Source organism: Cedecea davisae DSM 4568 (genome assembly GCF_000412335.2).
Classification (GTDB): Bacteria; Pseudomonadota; Gammaproteobacteria; order Enterobacterales; family Enterobacteriaceae; genus Cedecea; species Cedecea davisae.
Window position 1 is genome coordinate 1,009,993 of sequence record NZ_KE161030.1, and the last position, 25,033, is coordinate 1,035,025.

The window sequence follows — 25,033 nt, forward strand, 5'->3', positions numbered from 1 at the left end:
GTCGTGATGGCGCAAGCGTCGCAATTGATATTTGGGTGATGTATTCAGAATGCAAGTACGGGCGATGAGATTCGTTGCCGGAGCACGATGTTAGCGCTCCGGCAGCGGCAAAGAAGGATTATGGCTGGTAGAAACCTACGCCAGAGTCGTTCTCTTTGCGGGTACGGGCGATAACGGATGCCGGCGTTTCGGCGATGCGCAGGCCCATCTCATCTTCGGTGCGAACCAGCGTGGCGCGCAGCGAGTTGGTCAGGACTTCGGTTATCTCAACATCGACGAATTTGCCAATCATGTCCGGCGTGCCTTCGAAGTTCACCACGCGGTTATTTTCGGTACGCCCGGAGAGCTGCATGATGCTTTTGCGCGAGGTGCCTTCAACCAGAATACGTTGCACCGTGCCGAGCATTTTGCGGCTCCACTCCATTACCTGCTGGTTAATGCGGTCCTGCAGAATATAGAGGCGCTGCTTCTTCTCTTCTTCCGGAACGTCATCCACCATGTCCGCCGCCGGTGTACCCGGACGGGCAGAGAAGATAAAGCTGAAGCTGGTATCGAAGTTAACGTCGGCGATAAGCTTCATGGTTTGCTCGAAGTCCTGGCGGGTTTCGCCCGGGAAGCCGACGATGAAGTCAGAGCTTATCTGAATATCCGGGCGCGCCGCGCGCAGCTTGCGGATAGTCGATTTATATTCCAGCGCGGTGTGGGTGCGGCCCATCATATTCAGCACGCGGTCGGCACCGCTCTGAATCGGCAGGTGCAGGAAGCTCACCAGCTCCGGCGTGTCGCGATACACTTCGATAATATCGTCGGTGAATTCGATCGGGTGGCTGGTGGTAAAACGAATGCGATCGATACCGTCGATGGCGGCCACCAGGCGCAGCAGTTCTGCAAAAGAGCAGATACCGCCGTCATAGGACGCGCCGCGGTATGCGTTAACGTTCTGGCCGAGCAGGTTAACTTCACGCACGCCCTGGGCCGCCAGTTGGGCAACCTCAAACAGAATATCGTCGCACGGGCGGCTGACCTCTTCTCCACGGGTGTACGGCACCACGCAGTAGGTGCAATATTTATTGCAGCCTTCCATTATTGAGACAAAGGCGGTTGGGCCTTCGGCTTTTGGCTCCGGCAGACGGTCGAATTTTTCGATTTCCGGGAAGCTGACGTCAACCACCGGGCTGCGGGTACCGCGAACCTGGTTGATCATTTCCGGCAGGCGGTGCAGGGTTTGCGGCCCGAAGACGATATCCACATAATGCGCGCGCTGGCGAATTTTTTTCCCTTCCTGGGAGGCGACGCAGCCGCCAACGCCGATGATAACATCCGGTCTTTTGGCTTTGATGTGCTTCCAGCGGCCAAGCAGATGAAACACCTTTTCCTGCGCTTTTTCGCGGATGGAACAGGTGTTCAGCAGCAGGACATCCGCTTCATCAGCATTCTCGGTCAGCGTAAAGCCGTGGGTGCTATCCAGCAGGTCGGCCATCTTGGATGAATCGTATTCGTTCATCTGACAGCCCCAGGTTTTTATATGGAGTTTTTTTGTCATCGACTTGCCATTGCTCAGGTGAAGCCAGGAATTAAGCCCGATAGTGTAATGCTTTGCCATGGATGTGACCAGCCTGGGAAAAGTCAGTAGAATCAGCTGAGATAAATTAAGGAAAGTGACTCATGGCAAATCAAGCAATTGAAGTGGCCGTTGTCGGCGGCGGTATGGTCGGCGCGGCGGCGGCGCTGGGGCTGGCGCAAAGCGGCTTCCGGGTTGCGGTTATTGAGCATCAGGCTCCCGAGGCTTTTGTCGCCGATAGCCAGCCTGACGTCAGAATTTCGGCAATCAGCAGCGCGTCGGTTGGCGTGCTGAAATCTCTGGGCGTCTGGGATAGCGTGCTGGCAATGCGTGCGCACCCTTATCGTCGCCTTGAAACCTGGGAATGGGAGAGCGCTCACGTTGGTTTCGACGCTGCCGAACTGGGCTTACCCGAGCTTGGTTTTATGGTGGAGAATAACGTTCTGCAACGTGCGCTTTGGGGCGCGCTGGAAGCTCACCCTCAGGTTTCGCTGCTTTGCCCGGCCAGTCTGAACAAAATACACCGGCGCCAGCAGGGCTGGACGCTGGAGTTTAGTGCGGGCGATACGCTTGATGCGGCGATGGTGATTGGCGCTGACGGGGCGAACTCTCAGGTCAGACAATGGGCCGGAATTGGCATCCACGCCTGGCAGTACCGTCAGTCCTGTATGCTGATTACCGTGAAATGCGAATCGGCCCCGGGCGACAGCACCTGGCAGCATTTTACCCCGACCGGTCCACATGCGTTTTTACCGCTGTTCGACAACTGGGCTTCGCTGGTCTGGTACGACACTCCGGCGCGTATTCGCCAGCTGCAAAGCATGAATATGCCGCAACTGCAAAAAGCGATTGCGGCCGCCTTCCCGAGCCGACTTGGGGCGGTGACTCCGCTCGCCAGCGGCGCTTTCCCTCTGACTCGCCGCCATGCGCTACAGTACGTTCAGCCTGGGCTGGCGTTGATTGGCGATGCCGCGCATACCATCCATCCTCTGGCGGGCCAGGGCGTGAATCTCGGCTATCGTGATGTGGAAGCTTTGCTTGAGGTGATGATTAACGCTCGTAGCCACGGGGAAGACTGGGCGAGCTCGGCAATTCTTAAGCGCTACCAGGCACGCAGGCAGGCGGATAACTTCCTGATGCAAAGTGGAATGGATCTGTTCTACGCAGGGTTCAGCAATACGCTGTCACCGCTGCGCGTGGTGCGAAATCTTGGTCTGATGGCGGCAGAAAGAGCGGGCGGTCTGAAACGTAAAGCGCTGAAATACGCTCTGGGACTCTAAACTTGATACCCTCTCCCCGTGGGAGAGGGTATCAGGCAACTCTGTTTCTGACAGAAAAGCAAAAAGCCCGCTTGCGCGGGCTTTTCATTGTGTGGCTGGGGTACGAGGATTCGAACCTCGGAATGCTGGTATCAGAAACCAGAGCCTTACCGCTTGGCGATACCCCAACGGGTTGCGCTCACAAGTGAACGACTTTTTAAATTGGCTGGGGTACGAGGATTCGAACCTCGGAATGCTGGTATCAGAAACCAGAGCCTTACCGCTTGGCGATACCCCAACAATTTTTTAGGATTTATCGAACTTAATCAATAACTCCGTTGTATGGTGGCTACGACGGGATTCGAACCTGTGACCCCATCATTATGAGTGATGTGCTCTAACCAGCTGAGCTACGTAGCCAAATCTTAACATATTCTTCGATGGCTGGGGTACCTGGATTCGAACCAGGGAATGCCGGTATCAAAAACCGGTGCCTTACCGCTTGGCGATACCCCAATGACCGTCGCGGTGAACCGCTAATATCGAAGAATTGTGGCTGGGGTACCTGGATTCGAACCAGGGAATGCCGGTATCAAAAACCGGTGCCTTACCGCTTGGCGATACCCCATCCGTGCAACGCGGTAAAAGGAAATGGTGCGGGAGGCGAGACTTGAACTCGCACACCTTGCGGCGCCAGAACCTAAATCTGGTGCGTCTACCAATTTCGCCACTCCCGCAAAAAGATGGTGGCTACGACGGGATTCGAACCTGTGACCCCATCATTATGAGTGATGTGCTCTAACCAGCTGAGCTACGTAGCCATCTTTTTTGCGTAACCTTATCGGCGTTGCGGGGCGCATTATGCTGAGTTGACTCTACAGCGTCAACTAGTTTTTTCCCGAAAACCCGCTCAGAATGCTCGTTTGAATGACTTGCGAACAGCTTGCTTGAAATATCGACAATAACGGCGGGTTTTGATTTTAATTGCGGTTAAAAACAGGGATAAAGCCTCAGCGATAATACAGAAACAACAACGGGCCAAAAGGCCCGTTGTTTTACGCTAAATCGCTTATTAATAAGCGGCCTGATGCACGCCAACCGCGCGTCCTGACGGATCGTTCATGTTTTTAAACGACTCATCCCACTCGATGGCTTTAGCAGAAGAACAGGCAACGGAAGGGCCGCCCGGTACACACTCAGCCGCGCTTTGCAGCGGGAACAGTTCTTCGAAGATTTCGCGGTACAGGTACGCCTCTTTAGAACCCGGCGTGTTGTACGGGAAACGGTAGCTGGCGGTAGCCAACTGCTGGTCGCTAATCTGTTCGGCCGCCACTTCTTTCAGGGTATCGATCCAGCTATAGCCTACGCCGTCAGAGAACTGCTCTTTTTGGCGCCAGGCGACGCTTGCCGGCAGGTAAGACTCGAAGCATTCGCGCAGCACGTGCTTCTCCATTTTACCGTTGCCGCACATTTTATCCTGCGGGTTGATGCGCATCGCCACGTCGAGGAATTTCTTGTCGAGGAACGGTACGCGCGCTTCCACGCCCCAGGCGGACATCGCCTTGTTGGCTCGGGCGCAGTCAAACATATGCAGCGCCTGCAGTTTGCGTACGGTTTCTTCGTGCAGCTCTTTAGCGTTTGGCGCCTTATGGAAATACAGGTAGCCGCCAAATACTTCGTCAGAACCTTCGCCGGAGAGCACCATTTTAATGCCCATCGCCTTGATCTTACGCGACATCAGATACATCGGGGTAGAGGCCCTGATGGTGGTCACATCGTAGGTTTCGATGTGGTAGATAACGTCGCGGATAGCGTCCAGACCTTCCTGAACGGTAAAGTGAATCTCATGGTGAACCGTGCCGAGATGGTTTGCCACTTCCTGAGCGGCCTTAAGATCCGGCGCACCTTCCAGGCCCACGGCGAAGGAGTGCAGCTGCGGCCACCAGGCTTCGCTGCGCTCTTCGTCTTCAACGCGGCGGGCGGCAAATTTCTTGGTAATCGCGGAGATAACCGAAGAGTCCAGCCCGCCGGACAGCAGCACGCCGTAAGGCACATCGGACATCAGGTGGCTCTTCACGGAATCTTCCAGCGCCTGGCGCAGGGCATTTTTATCCGTCACGTTGTCTTTAACTTCTTCGTAGCTGAACCAGTCACGCTGGTAGTAGCTGCGAATTTCGCCGTCTTTGCTCCACAGATAACTTCCGGCCGGGAACTCTTTAATGGTGCGGCAAACCGGCACCAGGGCTTTCATTTCGGAAGCAACGTACATGTTGCCGTGCTCGTCGTGGCCCATATACAGCGGAATAATGCCGATGTGGTCGCGGCCAATCAGGTAGGCGTCCTGCTCGCTGTCGTAGAGGGCGAAAGCAAACATCCCCTGCAGGTCGTCGAGGAATTCAGGGCCTTTCTCCTGGTAAAGCGCCAGGATAACTTCGCAGTCTGAGCCGGTCTGGAACTGATAGCGGTCACCGTATTCGGCGCGCAGGGCCTGGTGGTTATAGATTTCACCGTTAACCGCCAGGGCGTGAGTTTTCTCGACGTTGTACAGAGGCTGAGCACCGGCGTTGACGTCGACAATCGACAGGCGCTCGTGAACCAGAATCGCTTTGTCGCTGGCGTAGACGCCGGACCAGTCGGGGCCGCGGTGGCGCATCAGACGTGATAATTCCAGCGCTTTTTTGCGCAATTCAACTGCATCGGTTTTGATATCGAGAACGCCGAAAATAGAACACATAGAACTTCTCCGTACACTTGCCTGAGCGATTTGAGTTGTGATGCTGCGTTGCCGTTTTTGCTTTTTACTGCGGCTTTGCTGCGTTGCTTAATAATGAAAATGCTCAATCGCTGAAGGGAATGCAAGGGATTTAGTATTCTGCTGATAAATAGTTAAGTGAGGATTGCCGATCTCTGAAAAATGCGGATGTTTTGGCCGTGAAAATTAGCGGATCGGCAATTTTTAACATTTGGAGGCAGATTTTATTCATCCAAATGCGGGGGTTTTTGCGGATAAATAAAAACGCCGGCGGATTGGCCGGCGTTACGCTTAGAAGATGTCGATTTCCGCGACCGAAGGATAAATCCAGCTCGGCCGGAACGGCATGTCGTCTACGTTATTCAGGCTGGAAACGCCGGACAGCACCAGAATGGTTTCAAGGCCGGCCTGAAAGCCTGCAAGAATATCGGTGCGCAGGTTGTCGCCGACAATCACGGTTTGCTCGGAGTGGGCCTGCATTTTATTTAACGCAGCGCGGATGATCCACGGGCTCGGTTTGCCGACATAAAACGGCTCGCGGCCGGAGATTTTTTCTATACCGGCGCAGAGCGCACCGCAGGCCGGGCTAAAACCGTGGCCATGGCTGTCCGGGTTGGTGGCAATAAAGCGCGCCCCGTTTGCCACAAAGTAAGCGGCCTTGTGCATCATTTCCCAGTTGAAGGAGCGGGTTTCGCCGACGATGACAAAATCCGGGTTGATGTCGGTAATGGTGAAGCCTGCTTTATATAGCTCATGGATCAGCGCGCCTTCGCCAACTACATAGGCCTTTTTACCTTCCTGGCGGCGCAGAAAATCTGCCGTTGCCATTGCGGAGGTGTAAAACACGCTCTCCGGCACGTCAATGCCTGCGGAAGCAAAGCGGTTGGCAAGATCCTGGCTGGTCTGGGAAGGGTAGTTGGTCAGCAGTACCAGCGGGAATCCCTTCTCAAGGATGCGTGCCAGAAACTCATTAGCGCCCGGCACGGCAACATTGTCGTGCATCAGCACGCCGTCGATATCACAAATTACGTTCTGAATGGTGGTCATTAACAACTCTGGCTCACGGAAAAGAAGGCGGTAACTATAGCGTAAAATGCTGCCCTGGCCGTATTAACTTTCCAGCAAATGCTGGAGCAGCACGCCGTTTAGCATTGAACGCTTTACCAGCGCGAATGCGCCAATTGCCGAGCGGTCGTCGAGTTTTGAACAGACGACCGGCAGGTTTTTACGGAACGCGTTCAGTACCTGGGTGTTGATGCAGCCTTCGATAGCGGGAAGCAGCACTTTCTCGGCTTCTATAATCTCGCCGGCCAGCACCACTTTTTGCGGGTTAAACAGGTTAATGGCGATAGAGATCGCTTTGCCCAGGTGGCGGCCAACGTGCTCCAGCACTTCGCAGGCCAGCGCATCGCCCTTATTGGCAGCTTTACAGATGGCCTGAATACCGCAGTCATCCAGCGTCAGGCGGCTGTTATAGCCCTGTTCGAGCAGGTGGCGAACCCGCTGTTCAATGGCGGCGTTAGCGGCGATGGTTTCGAGGCAGCCGAAATTGCCGCAGTGGCAGCGCTCGCCCAGAGGATCAACCTGAATGTGGCCAATCTCACCCACGTTGCCGTTACGTCCGATAAAAATCCTGCCGTTTGACAGAATACCGGCCCCGGTGCCGCGGTGAACGCGCACCAAAATGGAGTCTTCGCAGTCGTGTGTTGCACCGAAATAGTGCTCGGCCAGCGCCAGGCTACGGATATCGTGCCCGACAAAGCAGGTCACATTGAAGCGTTTTTCCAGGCTCTGAACCAGCGCCCAGTTATTCACCGCGATGTGCGGCATATAGCGGATCACGCCGCTTTCCGGGTCGACCAGGCCGGGTAAAATCACCGAAATAGCAATCAGCTCGCGGATTTTACGCTGGTAGCTCTCCAGAAAATGCCCGATGGCGTTGAGCAGGGCATGCTCGAGGGTTTCCTGCGTGCGTTCAGGCAGCGGGTAATGCTCTTCCGCCAGCGGCTTTGCGCTCAGGTCAAACAGCGTGATGGTGGCATCGTGGCGGCCAAGACGCACGCCAATAGCGTGGAAATTGCGGGTTTCGGTAATGATGGAGATAGCGCGGCGGCCGCCGGTGGAGGCCTGCTGATCGACTTCTTTAATCAGGCCGCGCTCAATAAGCTGGCGAGTAATTTTCGTTACGCTGGCGGGCGCAAGTTGGCTTTGTTCGGCAATTTGAATGCGCGAGATAGGACCATGCTGGTCAATCAGGCGGTACACCGCCGCGCTATTCAGCTGTTTTACCAGGTCAACGTTACCAATTTGGGCTTGTCCGCCAGTCGTCATGCTATTTACTCAGTTACGACCTCGTTACCATTAACGATGGTCTTGATAATTTTATAGTCGCGGTTAAACACGGTCAGGTTCGCCACTTTACCGGCTTCGACTGAACCCAGCTGTTTATCCACGCCCATTGCGCGAGCGGGGTAGAGCGTTGCCATTCGCAGGACTTCATCCAGCGCGATAGCCGCGTGCTCTACCAGATTACGAACGCCCTGAATCATAGTCAGAGCAGAGCCGCTGAGGGTTCCGTTCTCATCTACGCACAGGCCGTCACGGTAGTATATTGTTTTACCGGCAAAAATGAACTGGTCGATATTCGCGCCTGCCGGAGCGGTGGCGTCGGTGACCAGGCACAGTTTATCGCCCTTCACGCGTTTTGCGGTGCGAATATTCGCATAATCCACATGCAGGCCATCGGCAATGATGCCGCAGTAAACGTCTGCTTCATCAAAGATTGCGCCCGCAAGACCCGGTTCACGCCCGGTAATATAAGGCATGGCGTTGAAAAGGTGGGTCGCAAAGGTAATACCCGCGCGGAAGCCGATTTTTGCTTCTTTAGCCGTTGCGTTGGAGTGCCCGGCGGAAACGATAATGCCCGCGGCAACCAGTTTTTCAATCACTTCTGGCTCAACCATTTCCGGAGCCAGAGTCACTTTGGTGATGACGTCTGCGTTTTGGCACAGGAAATCAACCAGCTTAGCGTCCGGCTTACGCACAAACCCTGGGTTGTGGGTGCCTTTCTTCACCATGTTGAGCCACGGCCCTTCAAGGTGCAGGCCCAGCGCCTGGTTGCTGTATTTCGCCAGATATTCACGCATTACTTTCACGCCCTGCATCATCAGCTCGTCGCTGGTGGTGATAAGCGTTGGCAGGTAGCTGGTGCAGCCCGAACGTTCGTTCGCTTTCTGCATGATTTCCAGCGTTTCAACCGAAACGGCTTCTGCGGTGTCGTTGAACTGCACGCCGCCGCAGCCGTTCAGCTGTACATCAATAAAACCGGGGGCAATGACGGCACCGCCCACATCGCGAGTTTCCATTCCTGCCGGCAGAGAGTCGGCAGGGCAGATACGCTCAATCAGGCCATCGGCGATAACAACCGCGTGGTCATCCAGAATTTCATGGCCGGTGTAAATCCGACCGTGGGTTAATGCATACATATCCTACCCCCGGTAATAACTAAAACTTAAAGACCTTTGATGTTTTCTGCTTCCAGCTCGTTGAAATATTTCAACGTTTTCACTTTCAGCTCCATGGTGGACGGCTCATCACACACGATAACCGCCTTCGGATGCAGCTGCAGGCAGGTAATGGTCCACATGTGGTTAACGTTGCCTTCAACCGCGGCCTGCAGCGCCAGCGCTTTCACGCCGCCGAGCACCAGAATCATCACTTCTTCTGCATCAAGCAGCGTGCCCACGCCCACGGTCAGCGCATATTTTGGAACCTGAGTCACGTCGCCGCCGAAGAAGCGGGAGTTTGCCACACGGGTGTCATGGGTCAGGGTTTTAATGCGGGTGCGGGAAGAGAGCGAAGAAGCCGGTTCGTTGAACGCGATGTGGCCGTCGTTGCCCACGCCGCCCATGAACAGGTTGATTTTGCCGTAAGAGCGGATCTTTTCTTCGTAACGGCGGCATTCCGCGTCAACATCTTCAGCATTGCCGTTCAGCAGGTTGATGTTTTCCGCTGGGATATCAACGTGATCAAAGAAGTTGCGGTGCATGAAAGTATAATAACTTTCCGGGTGCTCCTTCGGCAGACCTACGTATTCGTCCATATTGAACGTGACGACGTTCTTAAAGCTAACCTGGCCTGCTTTATGCATCTCTACCAGAGCTTTGTAAGCTTCCAGCGGGGTGCCGCCGGTTGGCAGACCTAATACGAACGGACGGTCCGCGGTCGGTTTGAATGCATTAATGCGGTTTACAATATGGCGAGCTGCCCATTTGCCGACCTGAGCCGGGGTAGCCAGGGGAATCAGTCTCATCATTCACCTCGTAAGTTAAGAGTAAAAATTGGGTTGGCTGAATCGATCTTGATAAAGCTTAAGGGTAAACCACTTTTATCCTGAACAAACAGGGATCAATCCGCCTTGATTTTTTGAATCATAAAATAAGTTTTCGGAGATAGCCAGTAACAGGGGAGGGGATTAGCGATATTTGGTGATAAATGTCACAAAAAAGGTGCGTTTAATTTGCGGTACGAATTAATTTTTTTCACACTTCAGCGTGTGATGTAAAAGTCGCCGTACATTCAAGGTTGTTAAGACAATAATAAACACTGCTTGAGCGAGCCTTAACGGGGTCTCATAGGGGGGAATAAAGTGAGTATTCTAGGTTATCTACAACGCGTGGGCCGCGCACTTATGGTGCCCGTGGCTACACTGCCAGCAGCAGCAATATTAATGGGGGTTGGTTACTGGATTGACCCAGTTAGTTGGGGTGGAGACAACGCGTTAGCGGCACTCTTCATTAAATCCGGTTCCGCAATCATTGATCACATGTCCGTACTGTTCGCCATCGGTGTGGCTTACGGTATGTCTAAAGATAAAGACGGCGCAGCAGCGCTGACCGGCTTTGTTGGCTTCCTGGTTCTGACCACCCTCTGCTCACCGGCAGCGGTTGCCATGATTCAGAAAATCCCGGCGGATCAGGTTCCGGCGGCATTCGGTAAAATTGAAAACCAGTTTGTGGGTATTCTGGTCGGTATTATCTCTGCGGAACTGTACAACCGCTTCAGCGGCGTTGAGCTGCCGAAAGCGCTGTCGTTCTTCAGCGGTCGCCGTCTGGTGCCGATCCTCACCTCTTTCCTGATGATCCTCGTTGCGTTCATCATGATGTACGTCTGGCCGATGATCTTCGATGGCCTGGTGAACTTTGGTGAGCACATTCAGAAACTCGGTTCTGCGGGCGCAGGCATCTATGCGTTCTTCAACCGTCTGCTGATCCCGGTTGGTCTGCACCACGCCCTGAACTCCGTGTTCTGGTTCGACGTTGCGGGCATTAACGACATTCCTAACTTCCTGGGGGGCGCTCAGTCCATCGAAGCAGGTAAAGCGGTTGTCGGTATCACCGGTCGTTACCAGGCTGGCTTCTTCCCGATTATGATGTTCGGCCTGCCGGGCGCAGCGCTTGCCATCTACCACTGTGCACGTCCTGAAAACAAAGCGAAAGTTGCCGGTATTATGATGGCTGCTGCTTTTGCCGCGTTCTTCACCGGTATCACCGAACCGCTGGAATTCTCCTTCATGTTCGTTGCGCCGGTTCTGTACGTTATCCACGCTTTCCTGACCGGTATCTCCGTATTTATCGCGGCAAGCATGCACTGGATTGCAGGTTTCGGCTTCTCCGCAGGTCTGGTGGATATGGTGCTTTCTTCCCGTAACCCGCTGGCAACCCACTGGTGGATGCTTATCCCGCAGGGCCTGGTGTTCTTCGTTATTTACTACGTGGTGTTCCGCTTCACTATCACCAAATTCAACCTGCTGACTCCGGGTCGCGAGCTGGCGGTTGCCGGTGACGAAGCCGATGGCCAGGATGTGAACGTGAGCGGCGATGCTAACCAGGACGTTTCTGGTCTGGCCCGTCAGTACATCTCTGCCGTGGGTGGCTCTGCTAACCTGACCGGCATTGATGCCTGTATCACTCGTCTGCGTCTGAACGTTAAAGACTCTTCCGTAGTCAATGAAGCGCTGGCTAAGCGCCTGGGTGCGACGGGCGTTATCCGCCTGAACAAAACCAGCGTGCAGATAATCGTCGGCTTTGCCGCAGAAAAAATTGCTAACGCAATGAAAACTGCGGGCACCGTAGAAGCTGCTGCCCCGGTTGCCGGCGCTGCGCCACAGGCTGCTGCTAAACCGCAGGCCGTGCCTAATGCTACCAGCGTGACTATTGCCACTCTGGTTTCTCCGGTCACCGGCGAAGTGGTTGAACTTGAACAGGTTCCTGACGAAGCGTTTGCCAGCAAAGCCGTTGGCGATGGCGTAGCCGTTAAGCCAACTGATAAAACCGTCGTCTCTCCGGCGGCCGGTACTATCGTGAAAATCTTCAACACCAACCACGCTTTCTGCCTCGAAACCGAAAAAGGCGCTGAGATTGTGGTTCACATGGGCATCGATACCGTTGCTCTGGGTGGAAAGGGCTTTACTCGCCTGGTGGAAGAGGGCGCTGAAGTGGTTGCAGGCCAGCCGATTCTGGAAATGGATCTTGATTTCCTGAACGCTAACGCCCGCTCCATGATTAGCCCGGTAGTTTGCAGCAACATCGACGACTTCAGCGGTCTGGTTATCCAGGCTAAAGGTCAGGTTGTTGCCGGTCAAACGCCGCTGTATGAGATTAAAGGCAAATAATCGCTCCTGAGTAAGCTATTGTGCCTGAGCGGCTGACGGACATCGTCAGCCGCTTTTTTATTGCCTGCGATTTGCCGCTGATTGATAACCCTAATTAATGCAACTAAAGGTTGTTTCCCGAGGCCGCTTATTAGATCATGCACCGTTAACTAAGGTACACGCTTTGAGGAACCCGCGATGAGTGAGGCTGAAGCCCGCCCAACTAACTTTATCCGTCAGATTATTGATGAAGACCTGGCGAACGGTAAGCACACCAGTATTTGCACCCGTTTTCCGCCTGAGCCAAACGGCTATCTGCATATTGGCCATGCCAAGTCTATTTGCCTGAACTTTGGCATTGCCCAGGACTACCAGGGGCAGTGCAACCTGCGTTTCGATGACACTAACCCGGTAAAAGAAGACATCGAATACGTTGAGTCTATTAAGCACGACGTTGAATGGCTGGGCTTCCACTGGTCCGGTAACGTCCGTTACTCCTCAGACTATTTCGACCAGCTGTTTAATTATGCCGTTGAGCTAATTAATAAAGGACTGGCCTATGTCGATGAGCTAAGCCCTGAGCAAATTCGCGAATACCGCGGCAGCCTGACCGCGCCGGGTAAAAACAGCCCGTTCCGCGACCGCAGCGTTGAGGAAAACCTCGCGCTGTTTGAGAAAATGCGTAACGGCGAGTTCGCCGAGGGTACTGCGTGCCTGCGTGCAAAAATCGATATGGCTTCGCCGTTTATCGTGATGCGCGATCCGGTTCTGTACCGCATTAAATTTGCCGATCACCACCAGACCGGCAGCAAGTGGTGCATCTACCCGATGTACGACTTCACCCACTGCATTTCCGATGCGCTGGAAGGCATTACTCATTCGCTGTGTACGCTGGAATTCCAGGATAACCGTCGCCTGTATGACTGGGTGCTGGATAACATCACCATTCCTGCGCACCCGCGCCAGTATGAGTTCTCTCGCCTGAACCTCGAATACGCCATCATGTCGAAGCGTAAGCTGAACCTGCTGGTGACCGAGAAGATTGTTGAAGGCTGGGATGACCCACGTATGCCGACGATTTCCGGCCTGCGTCGCCGCGGCTATACCGCCGCTTCTATCTGTGAGTTCTGCAAACGCATTGGCGTGACCAAGCAGGATAACACCGTAGAAATGGCCGCCCTGGAGTCCTGCATTCGTGATGACCTGAACGAGAACGCACCGCGTGCGATGGCGGTTCTCGATCCGGTTAAAGTTATCATCACTAACTACCCTCAGGGCCAGGAAGAGACGGTGACCATGCCGAATCATCCGAATAAACCTGAAATGGGCAGCCGTCAGGTGCCGTTCAGCGGCGAGGTTTACATTGACCGCGCTGACTTCCGCGAAGAAGCGAACAAGCAGTACAAGCGCCTGGTGCTGGGTAAAGAAGTTCGCCTGCGCAATGCGTACGTGATTAAAGCCGAACGCGTAGAAAAAGATGCGGAAGGCAATATCACCGAACTGTACTGCACCTACGATCAGGAAACCCTGAGCAAGGATCCTTCTGACGGGCGTAAAGTTAAGGGTGTTATTCACTGGGTTAGCGCCGCGCACGCGCTGCCGGTGGAAATCCGTCTGTACGATCGCCTGTTCAGCGTGGCTAACCCGGGCGCTGCGGAAGATTTCCTGGCGACCATCAACGCTGAGTCGCTGGTTATCAAGCAGGGCTTCGTTGAGCCAAGCCTGCAAACTGCGGAAAAAGGCAAGGCCTACCAGTTTGAACGCGAAGGCTACTTCTGCCTCGATAGCCGCTACACCACGGCGGAAAAACTGGTGTTTAACCGCACCGTTGGTCTGCGCGATACCTGGGCGAAAGTCGGCGAATAACCGCCGTTTATCGCTTCACCGAAACGCCGCTTTATGCGGCGTTTTTTCTTTCTGAAAACACTCCTTTAACCATTAATACACATTCGCGTTGCGAATTAATTCTCATTTACAGAGCCTGGAAATACCCTCTTTTTTAATCCTGTTTATCCCGTAATCTTCTGACTCATATAATGAAAGCGCTCTCAAAAGTTTTTTATATGGCTAATCAATGAAATGAAGGATGAAGAATCCGCTGTGTGAAATTGTTACAAATGCACATAGATTATGTGCTCTCTGTCATACTCCAGGAAATCTCTCATACAAAGTCATTGATAATTCGCGTCGCGAAAAATAGTCTATGAGCAGCAGTAATGCGGGTGAGTAATGTAAAAACCGCTTTTTAGCCGTCAGGCAATTTTACTTTTTTCGTCCATGGCGCTTTTCACGTCAGGCGATGATTTTTACGTCAAAGAGGAATTTAACTATGCGTACGTTTAGTGGCAAACGTAGTGCGCTTGCTCTTGCTGTTGCAAGCGTTACCGCTCTTTCAGGCTTTGTTGTTGCTCCGCAGGTTAGCGCGGCTGGCTTTGTTGATGACTCAACGCTGACCGGGGGCGTCTATTACTGGCAACGTGAGCGCGACCGTAAAGATGTAGCTGACGGCAAATACAAAACCAACCTGTCACACTCCACCTGGAACGCCAACCTCGACTTCCAGTCCGGCTATGCGGCCGATATGTTTGGTCTCGATATTGCGGCATTCACCGCGATTGAAATGGCTGAAGACAGCGCCAGCGGCCACCCGAACGAAATCGCTTTCTCTTCCTCCAATAAAGCCTATGACGAAAAATGGACTGGCGATAAGGGCGGAATTAGCCTGTATAAAGCAGCGGCTAAATTTAAATATGGCCCGGTTTGGGCGCGTGCGGGTTACATTCAGCCAACCGGCCAGACCCTGCTGGCCCCACACTGGAGCTTTATGCCGGGCACCTATCAGGGTGCTGAAGCCGGTGCTGCCTTTGACTATGGCGATGCTGGCGCGCTGAGCTTCTCCTACATGTGGACCAACGAGTACAAGGCTCCATGGCACCTGGAGATGGACAAATATTACCAGAACGACAGAAAGACCAAAGTCGACTATCTGCACTCCATCGGTGCTAAATATGACTTCAAAAACGATCTGATTCTGGAAGGCGCATTCGGCCAGGCTCAGGGCTTCGTTGACCAGTACTTTGCTAAAGCCAGCTACAAATTTGATGTTGCAGGCAGCCCGCTGAGCACCAGCTACCAGTTCTACGGCACCCGCGATAAAGCCAGCAATAACACCATCAACGATATTTACGACGGCACCGCATGGCTGCAGGCGCTGACCTTCGGCTATAAAGTAGGCCAGGTTGACCTGCGTCTCGAAGGAACCATGGTTAAGGCAGAAGGCCAGCAGGGGTACTTCCTGCAGCGTATGACCCCAACCTACGCTTCCTCCAACGGCCGTCTCGACGTGTGGTGGGATAACCGCTCTGACTTCAACGCCAACGGCGAAAAAGCGGTATTCTTCGGCGCAATGTACGACCTGAGCAACTGGAACCTGCCGGGTTGGGCTGTGGGTGGCTCGTACGTTTATGCCTGGGATGCGAAACCGGCTACCTGGCAGTATGACGCGATTGAAGGCCGTCAGGATATTGCTTCCAACAAAATCAAAGAGTCCTCTTACAGCCTGGACGCAATGTACACCGTGCAGGAAGGCCGTGCTAAAGGTACGCTGTTCAAACTGCACTTTACCCAGTACGACAACCATTCCGATATTCCATCTGGTAAAGGCGGCTACGCCAACATCTTCCAGGATGAGCGTGACGTGAAATTCATCGTTATCGCACCATTCACCATCTTCTGATGTGAAACCGGGCGCGAAAGCGCCCGATTTTGATAAGGATAGAATATGAAAAAGATTCTGCTGGTTACCGCCGTAGCCTTTACCCTGTCCGCCTGCGTTCAGCCTGCGGCTCCGAAGGAAGACTCACGCCTGAAGCAGGCCTATAGCGCCTGTATCAATACTGCGGAAGGTAACCCGGATAAAATTGAAGCCTGCCAGAGCGTGCTGAACGTGCTGCGCCAGGAAAAACAGCACCAGGTCTTTGCCGAGAAGGAAACGGTTAACGTGCTGGATTACCAGAAATGCATCCAGGCCAGAAAAAGCGGCAATGACGAAGCGGCAAAAGTACGCTGCGACAAAATTTGGCAGGAAATTCGCGCCAACAACGGCTAAGGCTTTACTTTCTTTAGTCGATAAAAAAACCGGTGAAGCGATTCACCGGTTTTTGTTTTTTTGAGCGCCGCCGTCAGAGTAGGGCGGCGTTCGCTAAAGAGCTTTACTTCTCTTTAGGCGCGTGAGCGTTTTCGTCTTCGCGGCAGTCGCCTTCAGCGCAGTGCCCGTACAGATACAGGCTATGGTTGGTCAGGCGAATACCGTGACGAGCGGCAATTTCACGCTGGCGCAACTCGATGGAGTCATCGCTGAATTCAATCACTTTACCGCAGTCGAGACAGATAAGGTGATCGTGGTGATGCTGCTGGGTCAGTTCAAAAACGGACTTGCCGCCTTCGAAATTATGACGGGTCACGATCCCGGCATCGTCAAACTGGTTCAGCACGCGGTAGACCGTCGCCAGGCCAATCTCTTCGCCCATATCGATCAGTCGTTTATATAAGTCTTCCGCGCTGACGTGATGATTTACCGGCTCTTGCAGCACTTCAAGGATTTTTAATCGCGGAAGCGTGACTTTCAAGCCGGCCTTCTTTAATGCGGTATTGTTGTCAGTCATGCGGAAATTGTCCTGTTGCTTAACGATTCGCTCAAACTGCAGTGAGCGTTAAGAGTAATGCGTCTCATTATAGAACTGCTGCTTCTAAATGGGAACCGCAAGTATGGTGCAAAATAAGGCTGAAAAATCGTGGCGGCGTCGCCATTTACAGTAATTATCAGCCAAGCTATCAGGAAGACATTGTACAGGGATGTACGAGAAAGTTACAAACTTGTAGCAATTATTTTCATTGCTGCAATCTATCAAGATGGCGCAAATTCATCATTTGCGCCATTGAAATCAGGCGTTAATGATATCGGCCAGATTCAGCTCTTCAGAAACCTGCTTAACCCACTTCTCAACGCGTTCTGCGGTCAGTTCTGGCTGGCGGTCTTCGTCAATCGCCAGGCCAACAAAGTGGTCGTCATCCGCGAGGCCTTTGGAGGCTTCGAAGTGGTAGCCTGCGGTTGGCCAGTGGCCAACAATCGCCGCGCCGCGCGGTTCAATGATGTCGCGGATGGTGCCGAGCGCGTCGCAGAAGTATTCTGCATAATCTTCCTGGTCGCCGCAGCCGAACAGCGCAACCAGCTTGCCGTTGAAATCGACTTCTTCGAGGGTTGGGAAGAAATCATCCCAGTCGCACTGGGCTTCGCCGTAGTACCAGGTTGGAATGCCGAGCAACAGAATGTCGAAACCTTCGAGATCTTCTTTGCTGCTTTTAGCAATGTCACGCACCTCAGCAACTTCTTTACCGAGCTGTTTTTGAATCATTTTCGCGATATTTTCGGTGTTACCGGTGTCGCTGCCGAAAAAAATGCCTACGATTGCCATGAGTAAAATAACCTCTTGAAACTAAATAGTATGCTGGCCGTTAAATGCCCACGTATAGGGCAATCATAGCAGAACAGAATCGCCAGCGGAAACAGCTATCACGCCCTGGTGCACAGTCTGCAACATGGTTTCGCTCACCGTTTTATGATTTCAGATTTCTCGAAGCGCGTACAACGCGCTTAAGCCAGCTTTTTGAGCTGCTCGAGCAACATCTCTTCGATAAGCTCACTACGGCTAATATTACGCGCGTCGGCAAGCTGGTTGAGGGCGTCGACCGCATCGTTGTTCAGTTTTAGCTCTACCCGCTTCAAACCACGCACTTTATCGCGCTTTAGCTGGTTGCGTTTATTGATACGCAGCTGCTCATCGCGCGAGAGCGGATTGGTTTTAGGCCGCCCGGGGCGACGCTCGTCCGCGAACAGATCTAATGTAGTACGGTCCGTTTGTTCTTTTGCCATGATTAGGATACTGACAGGGAATTCTGGCTGCAGGGGCAGGGTGCCGGTGCAATTAAGCGCGCCATCATACATCAGCGCGCCATTCGCGCCAACGCGTTAGCGACTTCTGCGTCCCGGTCGTTCTGTTTTTAATCAGTTTTTCGCATCAGCGTCGATAAATCGGTGAATTGCGCGCAAAACCGCGTCCGGTTTCTCGGCGTGGACCCAGTGTCCGGCTCCGGCAATCACATGGGCGCGGGCCAGAGGGAACTGCCTTAACAGCTCTTCCCGATGACTTTCGTCAACATAAGGCGAGTCGCCGCCGCGAATAAACAGCGCCGGTTTCTGCCAGGCAGGTATCGGCTGCCAGCCGACAATATGATCATATTGTTGCCAGAGCACCGGAACGTTGAACTTCCACTCGCCGTCGGCAAAGGATTTCAGCAGGAACTGAATAACGCCCTCTTCGGCAATGTGCTCACGCATTATTTGAGCGGCCTGCTGGCGCGTTTTCATGCCTGCTTCGGTTACCGCGCGGATCCCGGCGAAAATCTCGTCGTGACGGCGAACGTGGTAATTGACAGGTGCAATGTCGATAATCACCAGCTTATCAATGCGCTGGGGGGCAATCGCGCTTAAGGCCATCACCACTTTGCCGCCCATCGAGTGGCCGATGAACGTTGCTTTTTCTATGTTATACACGTCGAGCGTGTCGATGACGTCCTGCGCCATTGCGGCATAGCTCATGTCATCGCTGCGCGGTGAAAGTCCGTGGTTGCGCAGATCTATCTGTAAAAGGGTGTGATCCTTGCCCAAATCCCGCGCCAGTATGCCAAGGTTGTCGAGGCTGCCGAACAGGCCGTGGATCAGCACGATAGGGGAATTGCTATTCGATTGTTGCGCAGTTTGCAGGCGAGCATTTAATTTCATGGCAAAGTTCTTTATTTTGGGGCGTTTGGTTAGGGTATTATGTTGGCATTCCTGCGGGCGTGCGGCAAATATTCAGTTTACTCTGACTTTAAGCCGCCCCTCCTGTTCGCTGTTGGGATTTGCCCCTATAATCCCAACGACTTGTATTCAGAAAAGATATCGTACTGGATTAAGATGAAAACAATCGAAGTTGATGACGAGCTTTATCGCTACATTGCCAGCCAAACCAAGCATATTGGCGAAAGCGCGTCCGACATTTTACGGCGTATGCTCAAATTTAGCGCCGGACAAACTCCAGCAGCTACCCCTACACCTGCCACCGCGGAGCGCCCGGCGCCCGTTGTCGAAGAGAAACCGGCTAATAACGCCCGCAATCGCGTTCGCGCGGTGCGTGAGCTGCTGCTCTCCGACGAATACGCCGCCCAGAATAAGGCCGTTAACCGCTTTATGATGGTGCTCTCCACGCTTTATCAACTGGATGCAAAAACCTTCGGCGAAGCTACTGAATCGCTGCATGGCCGCACCCGGGTTTACTTTGCCGGTAACGAGCAAACGCTGCTGGCAAGCGGCAATCAAACCAAGCCGAAACATGTTCCGGGCACCCCGTACTGGGTGATAACCAACACGAATACGGATCGTAAACGCAGCATGGTTGAACACATCATGCAGTCAATGCAGTTCCCCGCGGAGCTGATTGAAAAGGTTTGCGGCACTATTTAAAAACCTGGCGTCAGTAAGGAAAAGCCAATGGCTAACCACGACCGTGCGGGTCAACCTGCACAACAGAGCGATTTGATTAACGTAGCCCAGCTTACGGCGCAGTATTACGTGCTGAAACCTGAGGTGGGTAATAGTGAACACGCGGTGAAGTTCGGCACCTCCGGCCACCGCGGCAGTGCGGCTCGTCACAGCTTTAACGAGCCTCATATTCTGGCGATTGCTCAGGCCATCGCTGAGGAACGCGCTAAAAACGGGATAACCGGCCCGTGCTATGTGGGTAAAGATACCCACGCGCTTTCCGAACCTGCGTTTATCTCCGTGCTGGAAGTGCTGGCCGCCAACGGCGTGGACGTGATTGTCCAGCAGGACAACGGCTATACCCCGACGCCTGCTATCTCCAACGCGATTCTGGTGCATAACAAGAAAGCCGGCCCTCAGGCGGACGGGATTGTGATTACGCCATCCCATAACCCGCCGGATGACGGCGGCATTAAATACAACCCGCCAAACGGTGGCCCGGCCGATACCAACGTCACTAAAGTCGTTGAGGACAGAGCCAATGCGCTGCTGGCCGACGGCCTGAAAGGCGTGAAGCGTATTTCCCTGGATAAAGCATGGGCCAGCGGCCACGTTAAAGAGCTGGACCTGGTTCAGCCGTTTATCGAAGGGCTGGTGGACATCATTGATATGGCCGCCATCCAGAAAGCGGGCCTCAAGCTGGGCGTTGACCCACTCGGTGGCTCCGGGATTGAGTACTGGCACCGCATCGCAAAACACTACAATCTTGACCTGACCATCGTTAACGATCAGGTCGACCAGACCTTCCGCTTTATGCATCTCGATAAAGACGGCGCAATCCGCATGGACTGCTCCTCCGAATGCGCGATGGCGGGCCTGCTTGCGCTGCGCGATAAGTTCGACCTGGCGTTTGCCAACGATCCTGACTATGACCGTCACGGGATCGTAACGCCTGCTGGCCTGATGAACCCTAACCATTATTTGGCCGTGGCTATTAACTACCTGTTCCAGCATCGCCCGCAATGGGGCAAAGAGGTGGCGGTAGGCAAAACCCTGGTTTCTTCCGCGATGATCGACCGCGTGGTAGAAGATTTGGGCCGCAAGCTGGTGGAAGTCCCGGTGGGCTTCAAATGGTTTGTGGACGGCCTGTTCGACGGCAGCTTTGGCTTCGGCGGCGAAGAAAGCGCCGGGGCATCGTTCCTGCGCTTTAACGGCACGCCGTGGTCTACCGATAAAGACGGCATCATCATGTGCCTGCTGGCGGCCGAAATTACCGCCGTAACCGGCAAAAATCCGCAGCAGCATTATGACGAACTGGCCGCACGCTTTGGCGCGCCGAGCTACAACCGCATTCAGGCTCCTGCGACCTCCGCGCAGAAGGCCGCGCTGTCTAAGCTGTCTCCTGAAATGGTCAGCGCGGATACGCTGGCAGGTGACCCAATCACCGCTCGTCTGACTGCCGCTCCGGGCAATGGGGCTTCTATCGGCGGCCTGAAGGTGATGACCGAAAACGGCTGGTTCGCCGCCCGTCCTTCCGGCACCGAAGACGCCTACAAGATTTACTGCGAAAGCTTCCTCGGCGCGGAACACCGCGAGCAGATAGAGAAAGAAGCGGTAGAGATTGTCAGCGAAGTGCTGAAGAACGCGAAGTAAAAGCAACATGAAGGAAGGGAGCGAATTATCGCTCCCTTTTTTATCAGATGTGCCTGTCGGTTAATTCAAAACGCGGCGACACCAGGCCGTATAACGTCCAGCCCAGGAACGTCACCATCGCACCATACAGCATCGCCTCCTGCCCGGAAGAGTAAAGCGCATAGAAGCTGTAAATCGCGCCAATCAGGGCAATTATATTCGCCATCCTCGCTTTACCTGCCTCTACCTTCGCGAGTTTCTGAATAATCACCAGCGCCGCCATCGACAGAATATAAGGGATGATGTTGGTCACCACCGCCAGATTAACCAGCACGTTGAACTGTTTGTTCAGCGAAGGGCTGATGGTCATCAGCGACAGCAGGCTCTGGAAGACTACAATCGTCAGCATGCCTTTTACCGGGGCATCAGCCTTTGACAAGCGGGAGAAGATTTTCGGGAAGTAGCCCTCATCGGCGGATGATTTAAACACCTGCGCGATGGTGAACTGCCAGCCGAGCAGCGAGCCGCAGCACGACATGACCATCAGCCCCATAATCACCTTCCCGACCGTCGGGTTAAACATCTGGGCAAAGGCCACGCCAAACGGTGCCGTGGAGTTGGCGATATCCACGTTTGGCACAATCCCGGCTATCACGTTGGTTGAGACAATATAAATCACCGCTGCGCCCAGCGTGCCGCCCATTACGGCAATCGGGACGTTGCGTTCCGGGTTCTCCACTACATCGGTATTGGCGCAGGCGGACTCCAGCCCCAGGAAGGCCCACAGCGTCATGGCGATAGACGAGCCGACGGCCTCGAAGAACGGAACCTGGTGCGGGTTCCACGACTCGGCATACAGGGAAGGGCTGAACCAGAACCAGCCGATTATCGACAGCCCAAGCACCGGGATTATCACGCCCCAGACGGTAATGCTGCTCAACTGCCCGGTTATGCGTGCTCCGCCGAAGTTGGCGACGGTACAAATCCACAGTACGCAGATAGTGGCGATAGCAATTTGCACCGGAGACAGTATCGCGCCGAACAGTTCGCTGCCGTAGCCCACCGCCGAAATAGCAATCGCGACGTTCGCAATCAGGAGCGATACCCCGTAGGTGTAGTTGGCCATAAAGTTGCCGGATTTGCCGAAAGCGTATTCGGCATACCCTCCCATACCGCCGGATTTGCGGCTAAACATCCCGCATTTGGCAAAGGCGTAGGCCAGCGCCATCGAGCCGACGGCGGTAACCAGCCAGGAGATAATCGAGATAGTCCCGACTTCTGCCAGCTTGGTGGGCAGCATAATAATGCCCGAACCCATCATGTTTACCGTGGTGAGGATAGTCAGCTGCACCACGCCCATCTTGTTGCTTTTTTGCGTTGCCATAATCAAAGTCTCAACGTGAAAGTGGTGGAAAATTAGCGTTTCAGCACATAGCTCCAGACGCGTTTACGTCCGTCGCACTCTTCGATGTACACGCCCTGCAATTCCGGTGCGAAGCCGGGAAGCTGGTTAATACCGTCCTCCAGCGCCTGGAAATAGTGCTGTACAGAACCGCCCCAGATTTCCCCCGGCACTACGCACAGCACCCCCGGCGGATATGGCAGGGCGCCTTCCGCGGCAATACGGCCTTCCACCTCGCTTAGCGGCACCAGCTCCACCTCACCGCGCACAAACGCAAGGTTTGCCTGCTGAGGATTCATCGCAACGCGTGGGAAGTGGTCGTGGCGGAACATCTCTTTTTGCAGTTGTTTCACGTTGAGGCTGGCGTACAGGTCGTGCATTTCCTGGCACAGCTGGCGCAGGGTGTAGCCTTCGTAACGTTCCTGGTACTGGCGATATAAAGACGGGAGAACATCGGCGAGCGGGGCATCGGTTTCCAGCAAATGCTCAAAGCGCACCAGGTGGGCCACCAGATGTTGCATTTTTGCCATGTCTTCCGCCGGGGTGAGCAGGAACAGGATAGAGTTCAGGTCGCACTTCTCGGGCACGATGCTGTTTTCGCGCAGGTAGTTAGCGAGGATGGTGGCGGGAACGCCAAAGGCCTCATATTCGCCGGTTGTGGCATTAATGCCCGGCGTAGTGAGAAGCAGCTTGCAGGGGTCTACAAAATATTGATGTTCGGCATAGCCTTCGAAGGCGTGCCAGCGTTCTCCGGGCACGAAGTGGAAGAAGCGCAGATCGTTGGCAATTTCCTCGGTTTCGAATGATTCCCACGGTTTACCGTCTACCAGCACCGGTACAAACGGGCGCAGGTATTTGCAGCTTTTCAGCAACAGTTTGCGTGTATCAATCCCGGTTTCCACGCAGTTCATCCACATGCGTTTGCCACTTTCGCCTTCGTGCATTCTGGCGTTGACGTCCAGCGCGGCAAACAGAGGATAAAACGGGCTGGTTGAAGCGTGCATCATAAAGGCGTTATTCATGCGTTTATGGTTAACGTAGCGCGCCTGGCCTTTGATATGGCTATCTTTTTTGTGGATCTGGGAGGTTTGTGAGAAGCCAGCCTGCTGCTTATGCACCGACTGCGTAACCAAAATCCCCGGATCGTTTTCATCCAGCTCGAGCAGCAGCGGCGAGCAGGCTTCCATCATCGGAATAAACTGCTCATAGCCCACCCAGGCCGAGTCAAACAGGATGTAGTCGCAAAGATGCCCGATTTTATCAACCACCTGGCGCGCGTTATACACCGTGCCGTCATAGGTGCCGAGCTGGATAACCGCCAGGCGGAAGGGGCGTTGTTCGCGGGCGCGGTTTGGCGCTACCGCTTCGATTTGCTCACGCAGGTAACGCTCTTCAAAGCAGTGCGCGTCAATGCCGCCGATAAAGCCATACGGGTTGCGGGCGGTTTCCAGATAAACCGGCGTCGCACCGGCCTGAATTAATGCGCCATGGTGATTCGATTTATGGTTATTACGATCGAATAAAACTAAATCTCCCGGCGTCAACAGCGCGTTTAATACGACTTTATTTGATGAAGAGGTTCCGTTAAGTACGAAATAAGTTTTGTCGGCATTAAAAACTTTAGCCGCGTGCTGTTGCGCAGTACTTGGCGCACCTTCATGAATAAGCAGATCGCCCATTGAAACGTCGGCATTACATAAGTCAGAACGGAACAGCGTTTCGCCAAAGAAATTAACGAACTGATTGCCGGTAGGATGACGGCGGAAAAATTGGCCGCCCTGGTGTCCCGGGCAATCAAAAGCACTGTTCCCCTGTTCGACATAATTAACCATGGCGTCGAAAAATGGCGGGCGTAAACCTTTTTCATATTTTTCTGCCGCGGCTTCCAGCTGGCGGCCATAATATTCAGCCTTGGTTTCACTGGGTTCGAAAATGCCGGTGATGCGGGAGTAATATTCCTCCGGGATCATTTCATTCTCGTTAATCGCAACAAACACGGGCAGGCCAAAGCCGGTCTGCTCTATCTGCTCCACGATGCCGCTGTACAGGTCGGGCACGGACAGCACGGCTGCGGCCACGTCGATGAAATCAGTGGACGATAAATTGACGATTTCTCTCCCGGTAGTAAAGCAGTCGGGGCAATTACGATTAAGCGCGATTTTTAAAGATTGCATAATATAACCTTTATTTCAGATA

At 53.8% G+C, this 25,033-nt stretch carries 19 protein-coding genes and 7 tRNA genes; 7 read left to right on the top strand and 19 right to left on the bottom strand.

Features of this window, described 5'->3' with window-relative positions:
- Positions 1–118 precede the first annotated feature (118 nt).
- Positions 119–1,543 carry a tRNA (N6-isopentenyl adenosine(37)-C2)-methylthiotransferase MiaB gene (miaB, locus tag HMPREF0201_RS04785; RefSeq protein WP_039899143.1) on the bottom strand — a complete coding sequence of 475 codons (1,425 nt, stop codon included), beginning with the start codon at positions 1,541–1,543 and terminating at the stop codon, positions 119–121.
- A 122-nt stretch (positions 1,544–1,665) separates the two neighbouring features.
- On the opposite strand from miaB, the gene ubiF reads away from it, so the two are divergent.
- Positions 1,666–2,841, top strand: coding sequence for a 3-demethoxyubiquinol 3-hydroxylase (ubiF, locus tag HMPREF0201_RS04790; protein WP_016535369.1), 1,176 nt, complete (start codon positions 1,666–1,668; stop codon positions 2,839–2,841).
- A gap of 92 nt (positions 2,842–2,933) precedes the next feature.
- Here the strand turns inward: ubiF and HMPREF0201_RS04795 are convergent.
- The 12 genes from HMPREF0201_RS04795 to nagB form a co-directional block, all read right to left on the bottom strand.
- Positions 2,934–3,008, bottom strand: a tRNA-Gln gene (locus HMPREF0201_RS04795).
- A 35-nt stretch (positions 3,009–3,043) separates the two neighbouring features.
- Positions 3,044–3,118, bottom strand: a tRNA-Gln gene (locus HMPREF0201_RS04800).
- A 45-nt stretch (positions 3,119–3,163) separates the two neighbouring features.
- A tRNA-Met gene (locus tag HMPREF0201_RS04805) sits at positions 3,164–3,240 on the bottom strand.
- 21 nt (positions 3,241–3,261) lie between these two features.
- A tRNA-Gln gene (locus HMPREF0201_RS04810) sits at positions 3,262–3,336 on the bottom strand.
- Between the two features lie 37 nt (positions 3,337–3,373).
- Positions 3,374–3,448: transfer RNA gene (locus HMPREF0201_RS04815), tRNA-Gln, on the bottom strand.
- Between the two features lie 24 nt (positions 3,449–3,472).
- A tRNA-Leu gene (locus HMPREF0201_RS04820) sits at positions 3,473–3,557 on the bottom strand.
- A 7-nt stretch (positions 3,558–3,564) separates the two neighbouring features.
- Positions 3,565–3,641 (bottom strand) — tRNA-Met (locus tag HMPREF0201_RS04825).
- Positions 3,642–3,892: 251 nt separating this feature from the next.
- Positions 3,893–5,554, bottom strand: coding sequence for an asparagine synthase B (gene asnB, locus HMPREF0201_RS04830; RefSeq protein ID WP_016535371.1), 1,662 nt, complete (start codon positions 5,552–5,554; stop codon positions 3,893–3,895).
- Positions 5,555–5,863: 309 nt separating this feature from the next.
- Positions 5,864–6,619, bottom strand: a complete 756-nt coding sequence (locus HMPREF0201_RS04835; RefSeq protein WP_016535373.1) for an HAD-IIA family hydrolase — start codon at positions 6,617–6,619, stop codon at positions 5,864–5,866.
- Positions 6,620–6,682: 63 nt separating this feature from the next.
- On the bottom strand, positions 6,683–7,903 hold the full coding sequence (nagC, locus tag HMPREF0201_RS04840) for a DNA-binding transcriptional regulator NagC (protein ID WP_016535374.1): 1,221 nt from the start codon (positions 7,901–7,903) through the stop codon (positions 6,683–6,685).
- A gap of 5 nt (positions 7,904–7,908) precedes the next feature.
- Positions 7,909–9,057, bottom strand: coding sequence for an N-acetylglucosamine-6-phosphate deacetylase (gene nagA / locus HMPREF0201_RS04845; RefSeq protein WP_016535375.1), 1,149 nt, complete (start codon positions 9,055–9,057; stop codon positions 7,909–7,911).
- A gap of 26 nt (positions 9,058–9,083) precedes the next feature.
- Complete coding sequence (nagB, locus tag HMPREF0201_RS04850; RefSeq protein ID WP_039897998.1) at positions 9,084–9,884, bottom strand: glucosamine-6-phosphate deaminase; 801 nt, start codon at positions 9,882–9,884, stop codon at positions 9,084–9,086.
- A 336-nt stretch (positions 9,885–10,220) separates the two neighbouring features.
- Between nagB and nagE the strand changes: the two genes are divergently transcribed.
- The 4 genes from nagE to HMPREF0201_RS04870 all read left to right on the top strand — a co-directional run bounded on the left by nagE (position 10,221) and on the right by HMPREF0201_RS04870 (position 16,332).
- A complete protein-coding gene (nagE, locus tag HMPREF0201_RS04855) occupies positions 10,221–12,245 on the top strand; it encodes an N-acetylglucosamine-specific PTS transporter subunit IIBC (protein ID WP_039897999.1) in 2,025 nt (674 codons plus the stop codon).
- 177 nt (positions 12,246–12,422) lie between these two features.
- On the top strand, positions 12,423–14,090 hold the full coding sequence (glnS, locus tag HMPREF0201_RS04860) for a glutamine--tRNA ligase (RefSeq protein ID WP_016535378.1): 1,668 nt from the start codon (positions 12,423–12,425) through the stop codon (positions 14,088–14,090).
- 463 nt (positions 14,091–14,553) lie between these two features.
- Positions 14,554–15,960 (top strand): chitoporin ChiP, encoded by a 1,407-nt coding sequence (gene chiP, locus HMPREF0201_RS04865; RefSeq protein WP_039898000.1) that lies wholly within the window; start codon positions 14,554–14,556, stop codon positions 15,958–15,960.
- A gap of 45 nt (positions 15,961–16,005) precedes the next feature.
- A complete protein-coding gene (locus HMPREF0201_RS04870) occupies positions 16,006–16,332 on the top strand; it encodes a ChiQ/YbfN family lipoprotein (protein ID WP_016535380.1) in 327 nt (108 codons plus the stop codon).
- Positions 16,333–16,435: 103 nt separating this feature from the next.
- On the opposite strand, the gene fur is transcribed toward HMPREF0201_RS04870, so the two are convergent.
- The 4 genes from fur to ybfF form a co-directional block, all read right to left on the bottom strand.
- On the bottom strand, positions 16,436–16,888 hold the full coding sequence (gene fur, locus HMPREF0201_RS04875) for a ferric iron uptake transcriptional regulator (RefSeq protein ID WP_016535381.1): 453 nt from the start codon (positions 16,886–16,888) through the stop codon (positions 16,436–16,438).
- 279 nt (positions 16,889–17,167) lie between these two features.
- On the bottom strand, positions 17,168–17,698 hold the full coding sequence (gene fldA / locus HMPREF0201_RS04880) for a flavodoxin FldA (RefSeq protein WP_016535382.1): 531 nt from the start codon (positions 17,696–17,698) through the stop codon (positions 17,168–17,170).
- 179 nt (positions 17,699–17,877) lie between these two features.
- Positions 17,878–18,156: a LexA regulated protein gene (gene ybfE / locus HMPREF0201_RS04885; RefSeq protein WP_039899144.1), complete on the bottom strand. Its 279-nt coding sequence runs from the start codon at positions 18,154–18,156 to the stop codon at positions 17,878–17,880.
- Positions 18,157–18,288: 132 nt separating this feature from the next.
- Complete coding sequence (gene ybfF, locus HMPREF0201_RS04890) at positions 18,289–19,065, bottom strand: esterase (protein ID WP_016535384.1); 777 nt, start codon at positions 19,063–19,065, stop codon at positions 18,289–18,291.
- A gap of 174 nt (positions 19,066–19,239) precedes the next feature.
- Between ybfF and seqA the strand changes: the two genes are divergently transcribed.
- The gene (gene seqA, locus HMPREF0201_RS04895; protein WP_039898001.1) at positions 19,240–19,785 is read left to right on the top strand and encodes a replication initiation negative regulator SeqA; all 546 of its coding nucleotides are present in this window, start codon (positions 19,240–19,242) and stop codon (positions 19,783–19,785) included.
- A 27-nt stretch (positions 19,786–19,812) separates the two neighbouring features.
- Positions 19,813–21,456, top strand: coding sequence for a phosphoglucomutase (alpha-D-glucose-1,6-bisphosphate-dependent) (gene pgm, locus HMPREF0201_RS04900; RefSeq protein ID WP_016535386.1), 1,644 nt, complete (start codon positions 19,813–19,815; stop codon positions 21,454–21,456).
- A gap of 43 nt (positions 21,457–21,499) precedes the next feature.
- Here pgm and potE read toward each other — a convergent pair whose 3' ends face one another.
- Complete coding sequence (gene potE, locus HMPREF0201_RS04905) at positions 21,500–22,819, bottom strand: putrescine-ornithine antiporter (RefSeq protein ID WP_016535387.1); 1,320 nt, start codon at positions 22,817–22,819, stop codon at positions 21,500–21,502.
- A 32-nt stretch (positions 22,820–22,851) separates the two neighbouring features.
- Positions 22,852–25,011: an ornithine decarboxylase SpeF gene (gene speF / locus HMPREF0201_RS04910; RefSeq protein ID WP_016535388.1), complete on the bottom strand. Its 2,160-nt coding sequence runs from the start codon at positions 25,009–25,011 to the stop codon at positions 22,852–22,854.
- Positions 25,012–25,033: the final 22 nt, after the last annotated feature.

Coding starts and splice junctions, on each gene's coding strand:
- miaB (WP_039899143.1), bottom strand. CDS start 1,543: ATGACAAAAAAACTCCATATAAAAACCTGGGGCTGTCAGATGAACGAA.
- ubiF (WP_016535369.1), top strand. CDS start 1,666: ATGGCAAATCAAGCAATTGAAGTGGCCGTTGTCGGCGGCGGTATGGTC.
- asnB (WP_016535371.1), bottom strand. CDS start 5,554: ATGTGTTCTATTTTCGGCGTTCTCGATATCAAAACCGATGCAGTTGAA.
- HMPREF0201_RS04835 (WP_016535373.1), bottom strand. CDS start 6,619: ATGACCACCATTCAGAACGTAATTTGTGATATCGACGGCGTGCTGATG.
- nagC (WP_016535374.1), bottom strand. CDS start 7,903: ATGACGACTGGCGGACAAGCCCAAATTGGTAACGTTGACCTGGTAAAA.
- nagA (WP_016535375.1), bottom strand. CDS start 9,057: ATGTATGCATTAACCCACGGTCGGATTTACACCGGCCATGAAATTCTG.
- nagB (WP_039897998.1), bottom strand. CDS start 9,884: ATGAGACTGATTCCCCTGGCTACCCCGGCTCAGGTCGGCAAATGGGCA.
- glnS (WP_016535378.1), top strand. CDS start 12,423: ATGAGTGAGGCTGAAGCCCGCCCAACTAACTTTATCCGTCAGATTATT.
- chiP (WP_039898000.1), top strand. CDS start 14,554: ATGCGTACGTTTAGTGGCAAACGTAGTGCGCTTGCTCTTGCTGTTGCA.
- HMPREF0201_RS04870 (WP_016535380.1), top strand. CDS start 16,006: ATGAAAAAGATTCTGCTGGTTACCGCCGTAGCCTTTACCCTGTCCGCC.
- fur (WP_016535381.1), bottom strand. CDS start 16,888: ATGACTGACAACAATACCGCATTAAAGAAGGCCGGCTTGAAAGTCACG.
- fldA (WP_016535382.1), bottom strand. CDS start 17,698: ATGGCAATCGTAGGCATTTTTTTCGGCAGCGACACCGGTAACACCGAA.
- ybfE (WP_039899144.1), bottom strand. CDS start 18,156: ATGGCAAAAGAACAAACGGACCGTACTACATTAGATCTGTTCGCGGAC.
- ybfF (WP_016535384.1), bottom strand. CDS start 19,065: ATGAAATTAAATGCTCGCCTGCAAACTGCGCAACAATCGAATAGCAAT.
- seqA (WP_039898001.1), top strand. CDS start 19,240: ATGAAAACAATCGAAGTTGATGACGAGCTTTATCGCTACATTGCCAGC.
- pgm (WP_016535386.1), top strand. CDS start 19,813: ATGGCTAACCACGACCGTGCGGGTCAACCTGCACAACAGAGCGATTTG.
- potE (WP_016535387.1), bottom strand. CDS start 22,819: ATGGCAACGCAAAAAAGCAACAAGATGGGCGTGGTGCAGCTGACTATC.
- speF (WP_016535388.1), bottom strand. CDS start 25,011: ATGCAATCTTTAAAAATCGCGCTTAATCGTAATTGCCCCGACTGCTTT.